General features: G+C 38.5%; 11 protein-coding genes. 6 read left to right on the top strand and 5 right to left on the bottom strand.

All coding sequences use genetic code 11. The features are described from left to right. Window positions 1-22 precede the first annotated feature (22 nt). The 3 genes from AC1M9P_RS06825 (at window position 23) to AC1M9P_RS06835 (ending at window position 4297) form a co-directional block, all read left to right on the top strand. Window positions 23-2047: a hypothetical protein gene (locus AC1M9P_RS06825; RefSeq protein WP_481587122.1), complete on the top strand. Its 2025-nt coding sequence runs from the start codon at window positions 23-25 to the stop codon at window positions 2045-2047. 113 nt (window positions 2048-2160) lie between these two features. Continuing rightward, complete coding sequence (locus tag AC1M9P_RS06830; RefSeq protein WP_481587123.1) at window positions 2161-3876, top strand: AAA family ATPase; 1716 nt, start codon at window positions 2161-2163, stop codon at window positions 3874-3876. A gap of 52 nt (window positions 3877-3928) precedes the next feature. Next, window positions 3929-4297: a 5-carboxymethyl-2-hydroxymuconate Delta-isomerase gene (locus tag AC1M9P_RS06835; protein ID WP_035263762.1), complete on the top strand. Its 369-nt coding sequence runs from the start codon at window positions 3929-3931 to the stop codon at window positions 4295-4297. Window positions 4298-4331: 34 nt separating this feature from the next. Here AC1M9P_RS06835 and thiM read toward each other — a convergent pair whose 3' ends face one another. The 3 genes from thiM to AC1M9P_RS06850 form a co-directional block, all read right to left on the bottom strand. Further along, the gene (gene thiM / locus AC1M9P_RS06840) at window positions 4332-5204 is read right to left on the bottom strand and encodes a hydroxyethylthiazole kinase (RefSeq protein ID WP_481587124.1); all 873 of its coding nucleotides are present in this window, start codon (window positions 5202-5204) and stop codon (window positions 4332-4334) included. A 9-nt stretch (window positions 5205-5213) separates the two neighbouring features. Then, a complete protein-coding gene (locus tag AC1M9P_RS06845) occupies window positions 5214-6374 on the bottom strand; it encodes a hypothetical protein (protein WP_481587125.1) in 1161 nt (386 codons plus the stop codon). 199 nt (window positions 6375-6573) lie between these two features. Next, window positions 6574-6837 (bottom strand): hypothetical protein, encoded by a 264-nt coding sequence (locus AC1M9P_RS06850; protein ID WP_035263756.1) that lies wholly within the window; start codon window positions 6835-6837, stop codon window positions 6574-6576. A gap of 304 nt (window positions 6838-7141) precedes the next feature. Here AC1M9P_RS06850 and pepN point away from each other — a divergent pair, with 304 nt between their 5' ends. Next, entirely contained in the window at window positions 7142-9751 is a 2610-nt protein-coding gene (gene pepN / locus AC1M9P_RS06855; RefSeq protein ID WP_481587126.1) for an aminopeptidase N, read from the top strand. 52 nt (window positions 9752-9803) lie between these two features. On the opposite strand, the gene putA is transcribed toward pepN, so the two are convergent. Continuing rightward, window positions 9804-13553 carry a trifunctional transcriptional regulator/proline dehydrogenase/L-glutamate gamma-semialdehyde dehydrogenase gene (gene putA / locus AC1M9P_RS06860; RefSeq protein WP_481587127.1) on the bottom strand — a complete coding sequence of 1250 codons (3750 nt, stop codon included), beginning with the start codon at window positions 13551-13553 and terminating at the stop codon, window positions 9804-9806. 125 nt (window positions 13554-13678) lie between these two features. Here putA and AC1M9P_RS06865 point away from each other — a divergent pair, with 125 nt between their 5' ends. After that, a complete protein-coding gene (locus AC1M9P_RS06865; RefSeq protein ID WP_035263751.1) occupies window positions 13679-14170 on the top strand; it encodes an Lrp/AsnC ligand binding domain-containing protein in 492 nt (163 codons plus the stop codon). A gap of 42 nt (window positions 14171-14212) precedes the next feature. Here AC1M9P_RS06865 and putP read toward each other — a convergent pair whose 3' ends face one another. Then, complete coding sequence (gene putP / locus AC1M9P_RS06870) at window positions 14213-15730, bottom strand: sodium/proline symporter PutP (RefSeq protein WP_481587128.1); 1518 nt, start codon at window positions 15728-15730, stop codon at window positions 14213-14215. A 370-nt stretch (window positions 15731-16100) separates the two neighbouring features. Here putP and AC1M9P_RS06875 point away from each other — a divergent pair, with 370 nt between their 5' ends. Continuing rightward, window positions 16101-17558: an aspartate ammonia-lyase gene (locus AC1M9P_RS06875; RefSeq protein WP_481587129.1), complete on the top strand. Its 1458-nt coding sequence runs from the start codon at window positions 16101-16103 to the stop codon at window positions 17556-17558. Window positions 17559-17754 lie beyond the last annotated feature (196 nt).

The following is a 17754-nucleotide window of genomic DNA, read 5'->3' on the forward strand; positions in this document are numbered from 1 at the left end:
CTTTCATATTTAGGCAAACTGTATGCTGGCGTGTCCTCCGCAAAATCCAAAGCAACGTCATCAATATACTGCACAGGCATTAATTGATCATTGCGATACACTCAAAGCTGTATTTCAGGATCAGTGGTTATATCTATGGACGATTACGCCTGAAAATTTATTCGTAATTGATGAGGAAAATAATAGCTTAATAATCGCAGATGGATTGCTCACAGTTGAGTGTATCGATGATTATAAAATTCAATTTTATACATCTCACGCAAATATCGAGATTCAAAAAATTGCGGATTTCATGTTCAATGATTTTAGTTTTATCTTTAATCATAAGGCCTCACATCATTCTTTATATTTAAAAACGAAAGTGCAGTTATTTCGTCAAATGCTGGTTGAAGAAGTCTTTAAATGGGTCGATGGAGAAAATCGTGTTGAACAGTGCCTCTATAATTTGACCGATCAGCAAGCGATGCAGTTAGATCGAATCATGATACAAAGTGAGTATTATGATGAACCTCATTTGCTGAATTTCATCCGATTTGGTGCTGAAATACCTTTGGAAGTTGAACTGAATTTTAAACATCTGTGTTTGGTCAATTCAGTCATGGGAGATAATTTTCTTGCAGTGCAAAAATTGATTCCAGTATACGATCGGTTAAGCACTTCAGCAGAATTAATGTTGCCAAAACGGTTATATCGTATGGCACAAATTTCTTTCGAAGAACAATTTAGCTTATCTCAATTGGTAGACTTAGAGCCTGATTTCAATTTACTCAAACAGCATAACGAGCAAACACCGCATTTATTAGGTTTTACACGTTGGATCAAACGAGGGTATTGGCAGTATCAAGATATTTTCAATAAACAAAATTTTTTAAATAAAGATGTGCAGTATTGGGTAGAAGATATAGCGCAACAGTCGCCACTGTTTATACACAAAAGAGCAGTGAATTGGTTATTTAAACAAGATTATCTTGTCATCGACTGGGTAAGTGAAAATTTAAAAGATCCCAATATTCGATTGGCCGTCACCGCTTTAAGTTTTGTGGATTGCTGTAAAGTACATCCGCATGTCATACAACTCTCGATTAAATATTTTGAACAGGTTATCGGTCGTTTATTTATTTCTGAGTGTTTACGTATTTCACAGCAACAATCATGGTTTGAACTATCTGCTGAGCATGAGCCGCTAAATGTTCAATATTCTAAAAAATCACAACCTCTCACGGCTTCTATTTTATATCTTAATGAATGGTTGGACTTGTTATGGTCATTGGATCAGCAAGGATTGAGTTCAGTGAAATATGTCTTTAAACGTATTTCTCAAGTGATGCAGTCTTATATGTTGTTTTTAAATGACTTAGTTAAATATCTACCTGATGAAATCATCAAATTTATTGAGCCCTCAACACAACATCAAACGCATTTTCATTTCTTGATGCAGCAGTATCATATCAATCTAGATGAGTTTAGGCAGCGCTTTAAACATCCAAACTCTCAATATAACCGAAGCTATAGTATTTTTGACTCTTATGTCGCAGATTATCTCATTGATTTTTTCCAACAAGATAGAACTATTTCGAAAAATATGACATGGCCCGCATGGTATCAGCAAGCAATACGTTGGCATCAGCATTTACATTATGTGGATACATTGACGACTTTGAAATTGAGACATGCTGAAAGTCATTGGAAACGAGTATCACCTCAAGCAGTCATGTATACAGAGAATTGGAAATTTGTGGAGTTGAATGAATTAGAGCAAATTATTCAAGAGTCTGTAAATTATAAACATTGTTTGGCTTTATCTTATACCCAAAGAATTATTGATGGTGAATATGTGGCGTTCCATATGTCAAATTTACATGATCCCTCACAGCATTTGACACTCGGTTGTTTTTTTAAATTCGATCAGCTTCATTTTGACCAACTGCGTTTGCCCAATAACGAAGTTGCTGATCTAAAGGTTGTGAGGGAAGCCAAAGAGTTTGTACATCAAGTCAATGAAATGTTGATTTGGAATTTTGGAGATCCTGAACAAATCAACAACTGATGCGCCTTAAATTGACGTATTCACGCGTTAACATGATCATAAGACTGATTTTTGGCTTAACTTTTTGATGAAATGTCGTTAGGCTATGAGCGTTTAAATTAGGTTAAGCACATATGAAACAAGAAACTGCACTGAAGTTAATGAAAGCAGGAGAAAATGTCTTTTTGACAGGTTCTGCGGGTGCAGGAAAAACGTATACGCTTAATCAATATATTAATTATCTTAAGGCACGAAAAGTTTCAGTCGCCATTACTGCATCTACAGGCATTGCAGCCACACACATGAATGGGATGACCATTCATACGTGGGCGGGGATCGGGATCAAAGATTTTTTATCAGATGATGATCTAAAGCGCATGAAAGAGCGCAAATATCTTAAAGAGCATCTAGAAAATGCGCAGGTATTGATCATTGATGAAATTTCGATGCTACATGCGAAGCAGCTTAATTTAGTTAATCAAGTGCTCAAGTTTTTTAAAGAGTCTGATGAAGCATTTGGTGGCATACAGGTGATTGCCGCTGGGGATTTCTTCCAGTTACCACCAGTCGGACGCAATGACGAAAAAAATCGAGATAAATTCTGTTTTATGTCCCAGGCTTGGGTAGAAGCGAAATTTCGTGTTTGTTATTTAACTGAACAACATCGACAAGATGACTCAGCCTTGAATGATATTTTGAATGCAATCCGTGCGCAAAATATTCAAGCCGAGCATATTCAAGCTTTACAACAAACGCGTGAGCAAGATATTGGTGAAACATTTACACGTTTGTATACCCATAATATGGATGTTGATGCCATTAATTACCGTCATTTAAATGAGATTGATGGCGATGGTCATCAATTTTGTGCACAAATGGATGGTAATGAAAAATTAATCGAGACATTAAAATCTTCCGTACGTGCACCAGAAGAATTGACCTTAAAGAAACATGCCAAAGTCATGTTTGTAAAAAACAATTTTGATGTGGGTTATATCAATGGCAGCCTTGGTGAAGTCATTGGCTTTGAAGAAGTAGATGATCACGGGGTATTACCTAAAGTTAAATTAACAGACGGCACTGTTCTGGTGGTCGAACCTGAAACCTGGTCTGTTGATAATGATGCAGGAAAGACAATCGCGAGTTTTTCCCAAGTTCCTTTGCGGTTAGCTTGGGCGATTACTATTCATAAGTCTCAAGGGATGACTTTATCGGCGGCGGAAATCAATTTGGCGAATACCTTTGAAAAGGGTCAGGGCTATGTCGCCTTATCTCGTTTGAAATCTATTGATGGTCTGAGGTTGCTCGGCTTCAATGAGCAAGCATTAGAATTAGACAGTTTAGCAATTAAAGCCGACCGAAGATTTCAAGAACTCTCTGATGAAGCAGAAGCGCATTTTGGTGATGCTGATTTAGAAGCGCAACATAAGGCATTTATTCGGCACTGTGGTGGCACACTCAATGAGCTTGAGATTAGTCGTAATGAGAAAAAAATTGCCAAAAATGCAGGCAAAGCCAATTATGCCACCGCGACTCTCGATGAAACTCGCGAACTCTTTGAAAATGGTTATGAAATTCAGGATATTGCGGTTGAGCGTGGTTTAACGCCAGCAACTATTATTAACCATTTAGGCAAACTTCATCGTGAGCAGGGCTTAGATATCTCGGTTGCTCATCCTGGGGATGAAGTCGTTGAACAAGTACGTAAAATCTATAAAAAATTACTTAAAAGACAGAGTCCTGAACATTTTGGTGAAGATGGTACGATTAAGTTGCGTCCGATCGTGGAAAATACCAATCCGCGTATGGGCTATGACCAAGTGAGATTAGCCTTATTATTTATTGAATAATGAGTTACGCATTTGAAATTGATTTTTTAACACATAAGCAAAGGGAATTAAGATGCCACAGATGATCGTTGAGTATTCGGATAATATCCAAAATTTAGATGCGCAAGCGTTACTTTTAGGCTTAAACCACGCTTTATTTGATACAGGTCTAGTGGGGCATCCTTCTGATATCAAATCACGTATTCGTGCTAATAGTGATTTCCTGATTGGTTTTGGCGAAGAGCCTCAAGCCTATATTCATGTTCGTTTAGGAATCATGACGGGGCGTAATGAAGAGCAAAAGAATCTTATTTCAGATCGCTTAAATGAGTATCTTCATAGCTTTAATGGTTATCATGCTCAAGGCTTAACGGTTCAATTGATCATTGAGTTAGCGGAAATGCCAAAAGAGCATTATCGTAAAGGTAGAGTTCAGAAGTAAGACTAAAAAGGCTGAAGTGATCTTCAGCCTATCGTTATGCAGCAAAAGTCAGTATTTCGATATCTGCACTGTTTTGAATTTTTTCAGCCGAATAGCTATAGAGTTCATCGATGAAAGCGACATTAAAACTTCCGACAGTTTGAGCCTGCGTATAAGCGAGCTTACCTGCGATGGCAAAGTGTACATGGGCAGCAATACATGCAATGGTTGGGTTTGTTACGCCAGCATAAGCAGCAATTAATGCACCTAAGGCGCATCCTGTAGCGGTAACTTTTGGCTGTAAATGTGAACCTCCATTAATCTTAACCATACATCCATAAGACTTAGAAAGAATAAAATCAGATTCGCCAGAAATTGCGATACATTCAGAGTAATCTAATAAAGTTTTTGCCTGTTCTACTACGGCAGCGCTATCGAGGGTACTGTCTACACCCTTAGATTGATTTTGTTGTCCAGCTAAGCTCCCAATTTCTGAAGCATTACCTCGGATAATGGTGGGTTTAAACCGCAATAAATCATTTGTAATTTCACTGCGCCATGGCAAAACAGCACTATAGCCAACAGGATCTAATACCCAAGGTATATTTTTTTTGTGAGCAGTTTCTGTGGCAATTTTCATTGCGGCAACTTGTTCTGTATGAGGAGTCCCTAAATTGATACTTAAAGCTTGACTAATACTCACGAAACTTTCAGCTTCAAAAGGATTATCAATCATGGCAGGTGAGGCACCAGCAGCTAACAGTACATTTGCGACATAGTTGGCAGCAACCTGATTGGTCATACAATGCACTAAAGGTTGAGTGGTTTTTAACAGATGCCATGCTTCAATGACCTGTTTAAGAATCTCTTGGGTTTGAACCTCAATATCTTTTGGAGCATTTGCTATCAAGTTTTCTGGATGATTCATAGTCGTTCGCTAGCGTGTAAAATAGTGGTCTTGGTGATTACAATTACGACAAATTAAACTGACATAGTCATCTGCGTCATAATCCACAGAAAGTTCATTCGAGCCACAATTCATACAACGTTTTTGTGAGTAGAAATTTAAACGTGGCTCGATTTTACTCCACGATCGCCAAACAGGTTGAAAAAAGATTGATTCATCATAGCCTAGAAAATGAAAAAATAAGATTTCGCTCATTTTACTTAAAGGCAAGTTAGGTAGCCTTGGCAGTGTTGAGGTTTCCCATTTTTCAGCTAAAGAACGTTCACGATATTGCTGTAAAGTCTTCTTTAAAAGGTTGGTATTGATAAAATTTTCATTACGGGCTTGGAGTGCTTTCTGATGGTGCAAATACTCCAGCGCAGTTTGAACTAAATAATAGATTTGACCCACAGCAAGAGAGTCTAATAATCTAAAACAAAAGGTTTGAAAACTCTGATTTCCAGCAATTTGAACGCCCCAAGTACGACAGTAGTATTGCGCAAATTGAATAATTTCTTGGTACAACAGAGTATAGAGTGCACTTTTGACTTCATCACTATTTTTAAATGGTACACCTTGACTCAGATTTTCATAAAAGAGCTGACGTAACGCTTGAGTAATACTAAACAAGCTCGGCTCGGAATAGCCGTCAAGACGGACATTAATATAGTATTGACTGAGTTCACTCGAAAAGTCACGTGGGACAAGAATATTGTCTTTCAAAAGTTGTTTCATCAAATAATTTTGAAATAAATAACTTGGGGTAATGGTGTGATATTTAATATTTTCCCAATCAATGAATTCTTGATGTTGGGTATGCTCATGAACTTGTTGATCTAATATTGAGAGTAAAAACAACTTGTGCATAAAGCTCAGTTGATGCAAATCGAGTTCTTGTATGTCCTTATTCTTTGATGCAATTTTACGTTGTTCTTGAATGCGAGTTTCCTGCATCATTTTCTTTCGTTTTGCTGTGCATCGCTCACAATGACAGTTGCGGTTTTCATCTTGAAAGACTTGATGGTGGCAGTGAGAGCATTGATGGAATAGGATTTCTTTATCAAATTCTTCTGCTTCAATAAAGTACATACTGGCCTGACAAAGTGGACAGAAACTACTTTCATCAGCATTTTTTTGGAGAATTTGCAACATGGCAGCACTTTAATTTCAAGATGAAAGAATTATACACACGATTGTTCAACATCGCTTGATTGAGTCAGTATTGAAAACAAATCTGACTGGTGTTGCGATCAATAAAATAAGCAGGTGAATGCCTGCTTATGTGAAATATATGAATAGATCGAACCGGAAAATCATTTCCTCAAATGTTAGATCGACCTAGATGGAGGATTTAATAGGTTAAAGGGCAAGGGAGCTCTGAATCGGAAAAATGTTGCATTTTAGCTTGGATCAGTACCTGAGATTTCTTTTGAGATAATCTCTTGATTCCGAGTGCATCATAGTTTTTCAATACAGCTGTGACTTCTGATGTTTCAATAGGCATTCCCTCGCTGGTTAAAAATGCTGCAATCACGCGATGATCAATTTTAGCAGCATCCATCATCTGCATGGTTTTGATGTTTTCTACTCTGACTATGTGGTCCCTGATGAGCATATTTCACCTCATTTATGATTTATAAGTTTTTTGATGATTACCGCTCTTAAACTGAAGCAATAATTATGCTTGAAAATAAAGAAGTGAATTTTTGTTACATTTCTATCGTACTTAGACAAGATATTTGAAACGGGTAATAAAGAAGCAAACTGTTGTTACTACAAATAAATTAAATTGAAAAAAACATGAATAGACCCATATTAAATAGAGCGTCAAACACAGACAATTCGTCAATTTTGACCTATGATCAATTGACTTCACATAAAAGCATAATCGCTGTAAAGAACAGCTTATAGGACGAGTTATGAATATCGCGGCAAATCCAGTGATCGAAGCAGATCAAACGATTTTTTTGAAAGATTATCAGAAGCCAGCATTTGTCGTGGATTCGATTGATTTAAATATCCAAGTCTATGACGATCATACGATGGTGACAGGCACACTAAAAATGCAACGTCAGACTGAAGGTGATTTGGTGTTGCTTGGTCGTGAGCTTGAGTTGAAGTCAATTACACTGAATGGTCAAGAGTTAGATTCTTCGCAATATCATCTCGATGATGAACAGTTAGTGATTAAAGATGCACCTGATGATGCATGCATCGTTACAGTCGTTGAAATTCATCCTGAATCAAACACACAACTTGAAGGTTTATACCAAGCAGCATCTGATCTGTTTGTAACTCAAAACGAGCCAGAAGGCTTTCGTAAAATTACGTTCTATCCAGACCGTCCAGATGTGCTGTCTGTTTTCACAACACGTGTCGAAGCGGATAAGAAATTTCCAGTCCTACTGGCGAATGGTAATTTAATTGAAGCGGGTGAAGTGGGCGAAGGACGTCATTATACCATTTGGCAAGATCCAACCAAGAAACCAGCCTATCTCTTTGCATGTGTCATTGGAGACTTAGCGGTATTAAAAGATCGTTACGTCACTTCTGAAGGTCGTGATGTAGCTCTAGAAATTTATGCTGAAGAAAAAGATATTCCGAAGTGCCATATTGCCATGGAAGCACTTAAACATTCTATGCGTTGGGATGAAGAACACTATGGATTACCTTATGATTTAGACAATTATATGATTGTCGCGACCAGTGCATTCAATATGGGTGCAATGGAAAACAAAGGGCTTAATATTTTTAACACATCATGTGTTTTAGCTGATGAAGAATACACGACTGATGCTGCGATTATGCGTGTTCAATCTGTTATCGCTCATGAATATTTCCATAATTGGACGGGTAATCGAATCACTTGCCGAGACTGGTTCCAACTTTGTCTGAAAGAAGGTTTAACCGTTTTCCGTGATCAATCTTTTTCTGAGGATTTGCAGTCTGCTGCTGTTCAACGAATTGATGATGTAGCAGTGCTTAAAGCGCACCAATTCCCTGAGGATTCAGGCCCATTGTCTCATCCTCCACGTCCAGATCATTTCGTAGAAATTAATAACTTCTATACAGCGACTGTGTATGAAAAAGGTGCAGAAATTAACCGAATGATGGCGACTTTATTAGGTAAAGAAAAATTCCGTAAAGGAACGGATGAGTATTTCCGTCGCCATGATGGTCAAGCTGTGACTGTGGAAGATTGGGTTGCTGCATTATCAGCAGGTTCTGGTGTGGATTTATCAGGATTTTTAACTTGGTATAACCAACCAGGCACACCTAAGCTTGAAGCCAAAGGTGAGTATGATGCTGAGCAAAAAACTTATCGTTTAAAATTTAAGCAAAGTTTAAAACCACATCCAAAATATCCAAACTTAAAAGCGGTTCCAATTCCTGTCGCTTTGGCTTTGTTTGATGAACACACTGGTGAGCAACTTCAACTTGAATGCTCGGCTTTGGTTGAAGATCAAGTCAAAGATGGTGTTTACTTATTCACGAACGATGAAGCAACGATCGAGTTTAAAAATGTGGCGAAGGTGCCTGTAATTTCACTATTACGAAATTTCTCTGCACCCGTGAATTTAGAGTTTAATTATACTGATGAACAGCTTGCCTTCTTATTACAGTACGAAACCAATGGCTTTAATCAGTGGCAAGCGACGCAAACATTGCTTGAGCGCATCTTATTAAATGACCAACCTGCTGACATATATATTGAAGCGATGTTAAAAACGCTACCTAGAGTAATTCAGCAAGATCCGCTGTTAGCTTCACGTTTATTTGATGTTCCGAGTGAAGGATATTTGGGTAGCCGTATTGACTACGATTATCAACCGACAGCGATCTATGAAAAGCGTAATGCTCTATTAGATACTTTGTCTCGCCGTTTAGGTGATTTTGCTAAAGAGACTTATTTATCATTAGATCCAGCAACACAGTCAGATTTTTCCCAAGCTATGGGTACACGTGCTTTAAAGAACATCATGCTTTCTTTTATTGCACGTCAAGGAGATGAAGCTGCATTTGACTTAGCTGAGCAACAGTATCGTCAAACACGTAATATGTCTGAACGTTTAGGGGCTTTAAAAGTGTTGGTGTGGAATGATGCACCGCAAGCTGCTGAGATTTTAGAAGATTTCTATGCGCGTTTTAAAGATGAGGCTCTATCAATGGATCAGTGGTTTATGATCCAAGCAGCTCATCCGAAAGCGACAGCAGAGACGATTCAAAAACTGACATCACATGCTGATTACGATCTTAAAGTACCTAATCGAATCCGTGCTGTAACTGGTGGTTTAAATTCAAACCCTGTGAATACTTGGAGTTTTGGGGTAGATCACATTATTCAGTTGGCTCAATATTTGGACGAAAAGAATCCGATTGTAGGCTCACGTTTGTTACAACTTTTGTCACGTTGGTACACGTTAGCCCAACCTCAACAAGCCGAAGTCAAAGCGAAACTTGAAGCATTGAAACCTATCGTGAAATCTAAAAATGTATCGGAAACTTTAAATAGTATGCTTGCTGTTTAAATCACAAATAAAAAACCAGTGCAATGCACTGGTTTTTTTTGACTCAACAGAATCAAGCTTGCATGGTCATTAGACTTGCATTACCACCTGCAGCTGCGGTATTAATACTAATTGCACGCTCAATAAAGAAGCGTTCTAAAGGAATGTCATAATTACCAGGCTCTAGATGTGTAATTCCGATGATCGGACCTTGTCGCTGAGCCACTTTATCTTGCAATTTTAACAGTTGATTTTTGGTGCCATGATGTAGAATTGCATCAAAACTACCTGTCTCAATATCAGCAATAATGGCGATACGTTGAGCGACCTCTTTAGGCATAGACTGTAAGTATTTTAGAACAAACGTATTCTCGCCTAGAACGGTTGGCTGAGAGCCAATCGCTAGAATGGCATGCAGTTGATGAATCTGATCAATTTCCTGATCTGCCAAGCTTAAAACACGATGTCTCGGTAACACAACATATTGATTACTTTCACCTGTTGGTCCTTGTAATTCATAGCTATGTCCGACACAACTTGGTTGCAACGCCTTCATTTGATAATGCGGAAATGACTTATTGACCCAATCTTTATATTGATTCAATAAATTTTGATGTTCAGTCAATTCAACGCCTTGGCTCGTTGCATAAGGTTGTGCAATTTTTTTATGTGTACATTCATGCATTAATCGATAAATGTACATCGGTCCACCAGCTTTTGGACCTGTACCAGATAAACCTTCTCCACCGAAGGGTTGTACACCGACAACAGCACCTACAATGTTGCGGTTAATATAGAGATTTCCAACTTCTGCTTTTGAAATTACGGTTTGTATGGTTTCATCGATCCGTGTGTGTAAGCCCATAGTCAAACCATAGCCTTTGGCATTGATTTGATCAATAAGTCGATCAAGTTCGCCATATTTATAAGTAATGACATGCAGTACTGGACCAAAAACTTCACGTTCAAGATCATCTAAATGTGGTAACTCAACCAAAGTCGGTTTAACAAATGTCCCTTGCTTGAGATGAGAGTCATCTTCATCCAACATGAGTTGTTGAACGGGATAGCCCAAAGATTTCATTTTATTGATATGTTGATCAATGGTTTGTTTTGCTTCTCGATCAATTACAGGTCCGATATCAGTTTTTAATAAACTTGGAATACCGACACGCAATTGCTTCATTGCACCTTTGAGCATTTTGATCACGGTATGCGCATTATCTTCTTGAACACATAAAATTCGTAGTGCTGAACAACGCTGACCAGCACTATCAAATGCTGAGCTGACAACATCTAATACCACTTGTTCAGTCAGGGCAGAAGAATCTACGATCATGGCATTTTGACCGCCGGTTTCTGCAATGAGAGGTATTGATTGACCAAATTGATTCAGTCGTTTTGCAACGGTTTTCTGCAAAATTTTCGCAACCTCAGTTGACCCTGTAAACATAATACCTTGAATACGATGATCACTACTGAGTTGTGCACCCACTGTTTCACCACGTCCTGGCAAGAGCTGTAAGACAGATTGTGGTACGCCAGATTCCCAAAGGATCTGAACTGCAATTGAGGCAATTAAAGGGGTCTGCTCCGCTGGTTTGGCGATTACAGTATTCCCTGTTACAAGTGCCGCCGCGATTTGACCTGTAAAAATTGCCAATGGGAAGTTCCAAGGACTAATACACAGTACTGTACCTAAGGGTTGAATAACGGCTTTGTGTTCTAGATCTTTCACTTGTGCTGCGTAGTAGCGTAAGAAATCTACTGCTTCGCGTACTTCAGCAATCGCATTGGCAAATGTTTTACCGCTTTCACGACTGAGCAGAACCATCAGCTCTTCAAGTCGAGACTCCATCACATTGGATGCGGTAATTAAATATTCTGCACGTTGATCTTTATCTAAATTTTGCCAATCCTGCTGTGCTTCAGTCGCATTAACTAACGCCATTTCCACTTGCATGGCATGAGTTTCCGTCACTTCACCGACAATATCATGATGGTTTGCAGGATTGAGAATTGCCATTGACTCTGTATCGTGTACGGATTCATCTAATCTCAGACCCATTGGGGTGGCTTTAATTTGAACTTTAGACCATTGTTGATAAGTATGATTCAAATGTTCAAGGTCTTGGTCATTTGCAAGATCAATTCCAAGAGAGTTAGGGCGATGATCAGCATATAAATGTTTCGGATATGGAATAGCAGGGTGCTTTAATCCAGCTTTGCCTTCGATTCGACTTGTGACATCAATGGTTTGATGTGGATTTTCAATCAAGTCATTAATTTTGAGTGTTTTATCAGCAATACGATTTACAAAAGACGTGTTTGCACCATTTTCAAGCAATCGTCTAACCAAATAAGCCAAAAGGGTTTCGTGATTTCCGACAGGTGCATAAATTCGGCAAGGTACGCCAAGTTTATCATCGGCTTTAGAACCGACGACTTGTTCATAAAGTGGTTCGCCCATGCCATGTAAACATTGGAATTCGTATTGTCCCTTATAATATTGTTCAGGATTTGCCAAATGATAAATAGTGGCTAAGGTTTGTGCATTATGTGTTGCGAATTGTGGATAAATAAAGTCTGGTTCGGCTAAAAGTTTGCGAGCACAAGCGATATAAGATAAATCTGTATGCACTTTTCGAGTAAAGACAGGATAATCGGCCATGCCTTCAACTTGTGCTTTCTTAATTTCACTGTCCCAATAGGCGCCTTTGACTAAACGAATCATTAAACGTTTTTGACTACGCTTAGCTAAATCAATGATGTAATCGACCACGTAAAAACATCTTTTTTGATAAGCTTGAATCACAAATCCAATGCCTTTCCAGCCATTCAATTTTGGTTCGAAACATAAGCGTTCAAGAAGTTCCAATGAAATTTCCAGACGATCAGTTTCTTCAGCATCGATATTTAGACCAATATCATATTGTTTCGCTAGAACCGCTAGATTAAAGACTTTGTGATAAAGCTCATCGTGTACACGGTCAATTTGCGAGCGTTGATAACGTGAATGAAGTGCTGAAAGTTTGATTGATATACCAGGGCCTTCGTAAACATCTTTGTCAGACGATGCCTTACCAATCGCATGAATCGCATTTGTATAATCTTGATAATAGCGCTCCGCATCATGATCTGTAAGAGCAGCTTCACCTAACATATCATATGAGTAACGAAAGCCTTGTTCTTCTAATCGTTCGGCATTATTTAACGCCTCATCAATGGTTTCACCTGTCACAAACTGTTCACCCATCATACGCATAGCAACATCAACGGCTTTGCGAATAATGCCACGACCACTTCGTGCCAAGATGCCTGTGAGAAGACCAGATAGACTATTTGCTTTAGGTGTTTCCATTAACTTACCAGTTAACATTAAGCCCCATGCTGCCGCATTTACAAACATTAGGCTGCTTTGACCTAAATGATCTTTCCAATTACCTTGGTTGATTTTATCTTTGATCAATAAGTCACGTGTTGCTTTATCAGGGATACGTAACAGCGCTTCAGCTAAACACATGAGCGCAATACCTTCTTGTGAAGATAATGAAAATTCTTGTAATAAACCCTGTACAATGCCTGCTTTGCCCGCTGACCCTTTACGTTCACGTAATGAATGCGCTAAATTGAAGGCTAATTGATAAATTTTGTCTGAAATTTCTTGATCAATCTCGGTCTGTTCGAGAAGTGTTTCGACACATTCAGATTCATCACGGCGCCATGCACGATTTATTTCTAATTCTAGATCTGATTTATCTTTAAATGCAGTAATGTCTTGAATGTCTAATGGGCGAGAAAGGGGTGAGCTAAGTTGTTCCATGAGATATACGCCAGCGTCCTGTGACAATGAAATAGATTTATCTTTAAGGTTTATTTAATTTATAATTACAGAAAATATGGTGCATAACTCACTATAATTAGAGTTAAATTTAGAGAATAATTCGCATGCAGACTCAAATGATGACCTTGGATCGTACAGATTTAAAAATTTTAGATATCTTGCAAAAAGATGGGCGTCTATCAAATATAAAACTTGCTGAAATGGTCAATCTTTCTCCCACAGCAGCGCTTGCTCGAGTACAGAAACTAACCAAGGATGGATATATTACAGGTTATGAAGCCAAGTTAAATCCAGATCTGCTTAATCGAAGTTTTGTGGTATTTGTCGAAATTTTATTAGATAAAACAACTCCAAATGTATTAGAAGAATTTTCTGATGCAGTCAGAAGTTACCCTGAGATTGTTGAATGTCACATGATCAGCGGTGGGTTTGATTTTGTGGTTAAAATCCGTTGCGCCAACATGGAAGAGTTTCGCAAGATTTCTGGACAGGTTTTATGGCAACTGCCAGGCATCAAAGAAACCCGTAGCTATCCAGTGATGGAAGTTATTAAGGAATCGTCGCAAGTGCAACTTAAGCAAACATTTAAAAAGTAAATGTATAAGAAAGGGGCTATAAGCCCCTTAATTTTTTATTTCTCAGTATCTTCCATTTTTGATTTCTTGCATTTCAATTTCATATTTCTGTTGAGCTTCATCAAAACGGTCAGTCACATCTTGCGCTGGCGGGCGGCCTAATAAACTCACCACCATAATACTCACCCAAGATAAAATAAACCCAGGAATGATTTCATAGACGCCTGTATCAGCCATGGTGTTTTTCCATAGAATGACTGTAACAGCACCAACAATCATACCTGCCAATGCACCATTGATGGTCATTCGCTTCCAGAAGAGAGAAAGGATAATCAGTGGTCCAAATGCTGCACCAAAGCCAGCCCACGCATAAGCAACTAAACCGAGTACCTTGCTGTTCGGATTCATTGCAAGGAAGATCGCCATAATCGCAACGATTAATACCATCAAACGACCTACCCAAACCAGCTCGGTTTGTGAGGCAGATTTACGAATAAATGCTTTGTATAAGTCTTCTGTAAGCGTGGTAGAGCATACCAATAGTTGGCAGCTTAGGGTACTCATCACTGCAGCAAGAATCGCTGCAAGAATCACTCCTGCAACCCATGGATTAAATAAAATTTTAGTTAATTCCATAAAAACAGTTTCAGGATTTGCATTGACTGCAGCACTGAGTTGAGGAAACGTATCAAAGTAAGCGATTCCGAAATAACCGACAGCGACTGCACCACCAAGACATAGAATCATCCATGTCATTCCAATTCGACGTGCTGCTGGAATAGACTTCACGGAATCTGCTGCCATAAAGCGCACAAGAATATGTGGTTGACCAAAGTAGCCAAGTCCCCATGCCATTGAAGATAAAATTGCTACAGTGCTGAGATCTGAAAGTAAATTATTCGCTAATGGGCGTGCGGATTCCACAATGACACTAACTTGCTGAGCATTTTCACCAATGGCTAAATAGGTCATTACTGGAGCAAGTAAAAGCGCAAAGATCATCAAGCCTGCTTGAAATGTATCTGTCCAACTGATGGCTAAAAAACCACCAATGCAGACATAACTAATCGTTGCTACTGCTCCAATCCACAGGGCTGTGTTGTAATCCCAACTAAATAGGCTTTCAAATAAACGTGCACCTGCGACCATGCCAGAGGCACAATAAATTGCAAAGAAAATCAAAATTACAAAAGCTGAGATGATTCGAAGTACTTTTTTCCGATCACCAAAGCGGCTGGTGAAATAGTCGGGGAGAGTCAATGCGTTATGTTGAATTTCGGTATGAACACGTAGACGACCCGCGACCAAAAGCCAGTTCAACCAAGCACCGATAATTAAACCAATGGCAATCCAAGCTTCGGATAAACCTGAGAGATAAATTGCACCAGGTAGACCCATGAGTAACCAGCCACTCATATCTGATGCACCTGCGGATAATGCAGTGACGACACTGCCTAAACTCCGACCACCTAAAATATAATCATCAAAATTATTCGTGGCTTTGTAGGCATAAAGCCCAATGCCGAGCATCGCCACAATATAAAAAATAAATGTGATTAGCGTAGGATTTAATTGGCTCATTGCTATGCCATCCTTTGTCTGTCCTAAATGACCATCTTTCCGAGATGAATTTTTAATCGAATTATTCGAGGAGCTGATTCAAGCACGTTTTGAAAATTACGCTCTGTTACATTTGAGTGAGATTTATAGTCGTTTAGTGAAACTGAATGTAATTTTGGTTACAAAGACTATTTTTTTCAAAAAATAATTACTTTGAGGTTTAATACAATTCTATAAATGATTGTCTTTAACATAAAGTTACATTAGTCACCTAAACAGCGAAGTTGTAATTTTTTATTGCATAAAGAAGTATTAAATCAATAGTGAAAATAAGCATGAAGCCTATCATCGATATTGCACGATAATGGTGCATTATTGTTGAGTAATAAAAGTGTCTACGGTTCAATTTGATAAAACAAGAATAGAGCAGGATCTGCTCGGTGAAAAAGCGGTTCCTTCCGATCGTTACTATGGGATTCATACCCTGCGTGCGATGGAGAATTTTCAGATTTCGCATCAACAAATAGGTGAAAACATACATTTTATTCGTGCATTGGCACAGGTAAAAAAAGCATCAGCACAGACAAATTTAAAATTTTCCAAATTGAGTCAAGATGTCAGCCAAGCGATTCAATGGGCTTGTGATCAACTGATTGAGCAGCCTGAAAGTTGGAAATCATCATTTCCAATTGATATTTATCAGGGTGGGGCTGGAACTTCTATTAATATGAATAGTAATGAAGTGGTGGCTAACCTTGCACTCGAGCGTCTCGGCTTGCCTAAAGGTCAATATGATGTAATTCATCCAAACGACCATGTGAATAAATCGCAATCGACCAATGATGTTTATCCAACTGCATTGAGACTAGCAACATATTACAGTTTAGAAGATTTATTGTCTCAAGTTCGCTCATTAATCGCTGCTATTGAGATCAAAGCATCTGAATTTCAACACGTAATTAAAATGGGGCGAACTCAACTCCAAGATGCTGTACCCATGACACTCGGACAAGAGTTTCGTGCATTTGCGACGCTATTAAAAGAAGACTATCGCCTCATCCAAAAGATGCGTCATTTACTGCTAGAAATAAATTTGGGTGCGACTGCGATTGGAACGGGTGTGAACACACCTCATGGATATGCACTAGAAGTGGTTCAAACGCTTTCGCAAATTACTGGATTGAAATTACAAGGTGCTGAAGACTATGTTGAAGCCACCAGTGATTGTGGCGTATTTATTATTCTATCAAGCACTTTAAAGCGTTTAGCAGTCAAGCTCTCAAAAATTTGTAATGACCTGCGCTTATTAAGTTCAGGGCCTCGTACGGGATTAGCTGAAATTAGATTACCTGAATTACAAGCCGGCTCATCCATTATGCCTGCGAAAATCAATCCAGTTATTCCTGAAGTAGTGAACCAAATTGCTTTTAAAGTCATTGGTAATGATTTGACAGTGACCATGGCAGCTGAAGCAGGGCAATTACAGTTAAATGTCATGGAACCTGTAATTGCACTGACCATGAATGAATCAACCAATTTATTAATTCAAGCAATGCAAACACTAGAAAACAAATGTATCCAAGGTATTACTGCAAATGAACAGACTTGTTACGATGCAGTGATGCGAAGTGTTGGCATCGTCACATTATTAGATCCGATTCTAGGCCATGCCAAATGTGATGAAATTGGGAAGGTTTGTCTTGCAGAAAATAAAACCATTCAGCAAGTTGTCATTGAGCAGAATCTTTTGACGCAAGAGCAGTTAAATCAAATTTTCTCTTTTGAAAATTTAGTGTCTGAGATCGCGGGTCATGTTGTCGATGATATGAACATGGACAAAGTAAGCTAATAGAGTAGATAGAATCTGAAAATCAATTGAATATGAATTGATGGCATATTTCATTCAATGAGGTATGCCATTTTCATTGAAACTTTTAAGTATAATTTCTTAATTGAATAGAGTTCTTTCATAAGTCATTTTTTACTCAGCTCCATGTTATAGATTCCAGCAATTAAATTAAATCTTAAGCCTAGTCTTTTGCCGC

The sequence above is a fragment of the Acinetobacter sp. 25-47-122 genome, from assembly GCF_056779695.1.

Excerpts from the sequence above, each read along its gene's own strand:
- AC1M9P_RS06825 (WP_481587122.1), top strand. The coding sequence starts at position 23 with ATGCTGGCGTGTCCTCCGCAAAATCCAAAGCAACGTCATCAATATACT.
- AC1M9P_RS06830 (WP_481587123.1), top strand. The coding sequence starts at position 2,161 with ATGAAACAAGAAACTGCACTGAAGTTAATGAAAGCAGGAGAAAATGTC.
- AC1M9P_RS06835 (WP_035263762.1), top strand. The coding sequence starts at position 3,929 with ATGCCACAGATGATCGTTGAGTATTCGGATAATATCCAAAATTTAGAT.
- thiM (WP_481587124.1), bottom strand. The coding sequence starts at position 5,204 with ATGAATCATCCAGAAAACTTGATAGCAAATGCTCCAAAAGATATTGAG.
- AC1M9P_RS06845 (WP_481587125.1), bottom strand. The coding sequence starts at position 6,374 with ATGTTGCAAATTCTCCAAAAAAATGCTGATGAAAGTAGTTTCTGTCCA.
- AC1M9P_RS06850 (WP_035263756.1), bottom strand. The coding sequence starts at position 6,837 with ATGCTCATCAGGGACCACATAGTCAGAGTAGAAAACATCAAAACCATG.
- pepN (WP_481587126.1), top strand. The coding sequence starts at position 7,142 with ATGAATATCGCGGCAAATCCAGTGATCGAAGCAGATCAAACGATTTTT.
- putA (WP_481587127.1), bottom strand. The coding sequence starts at position 13,553 with ATGGAACAACTTAGCTCACCCCTTTCTCGCCCATTAGACATTCAAGAC.
- AC1M9P_RS06865 (WP_035263751.1), top strand. The coding sequence starts at position 13,679 with ATGCAGACTCAAATGATGACCTTGGATCGTACAGATTTAAAAATTTTA.
- putP (WP_481587128.1), bottom strand. The coding sequence starts at position 15,730 with ATGAGCCAATTAAATCCTACGCTAATCACATTTATTTTTTATATTGTG.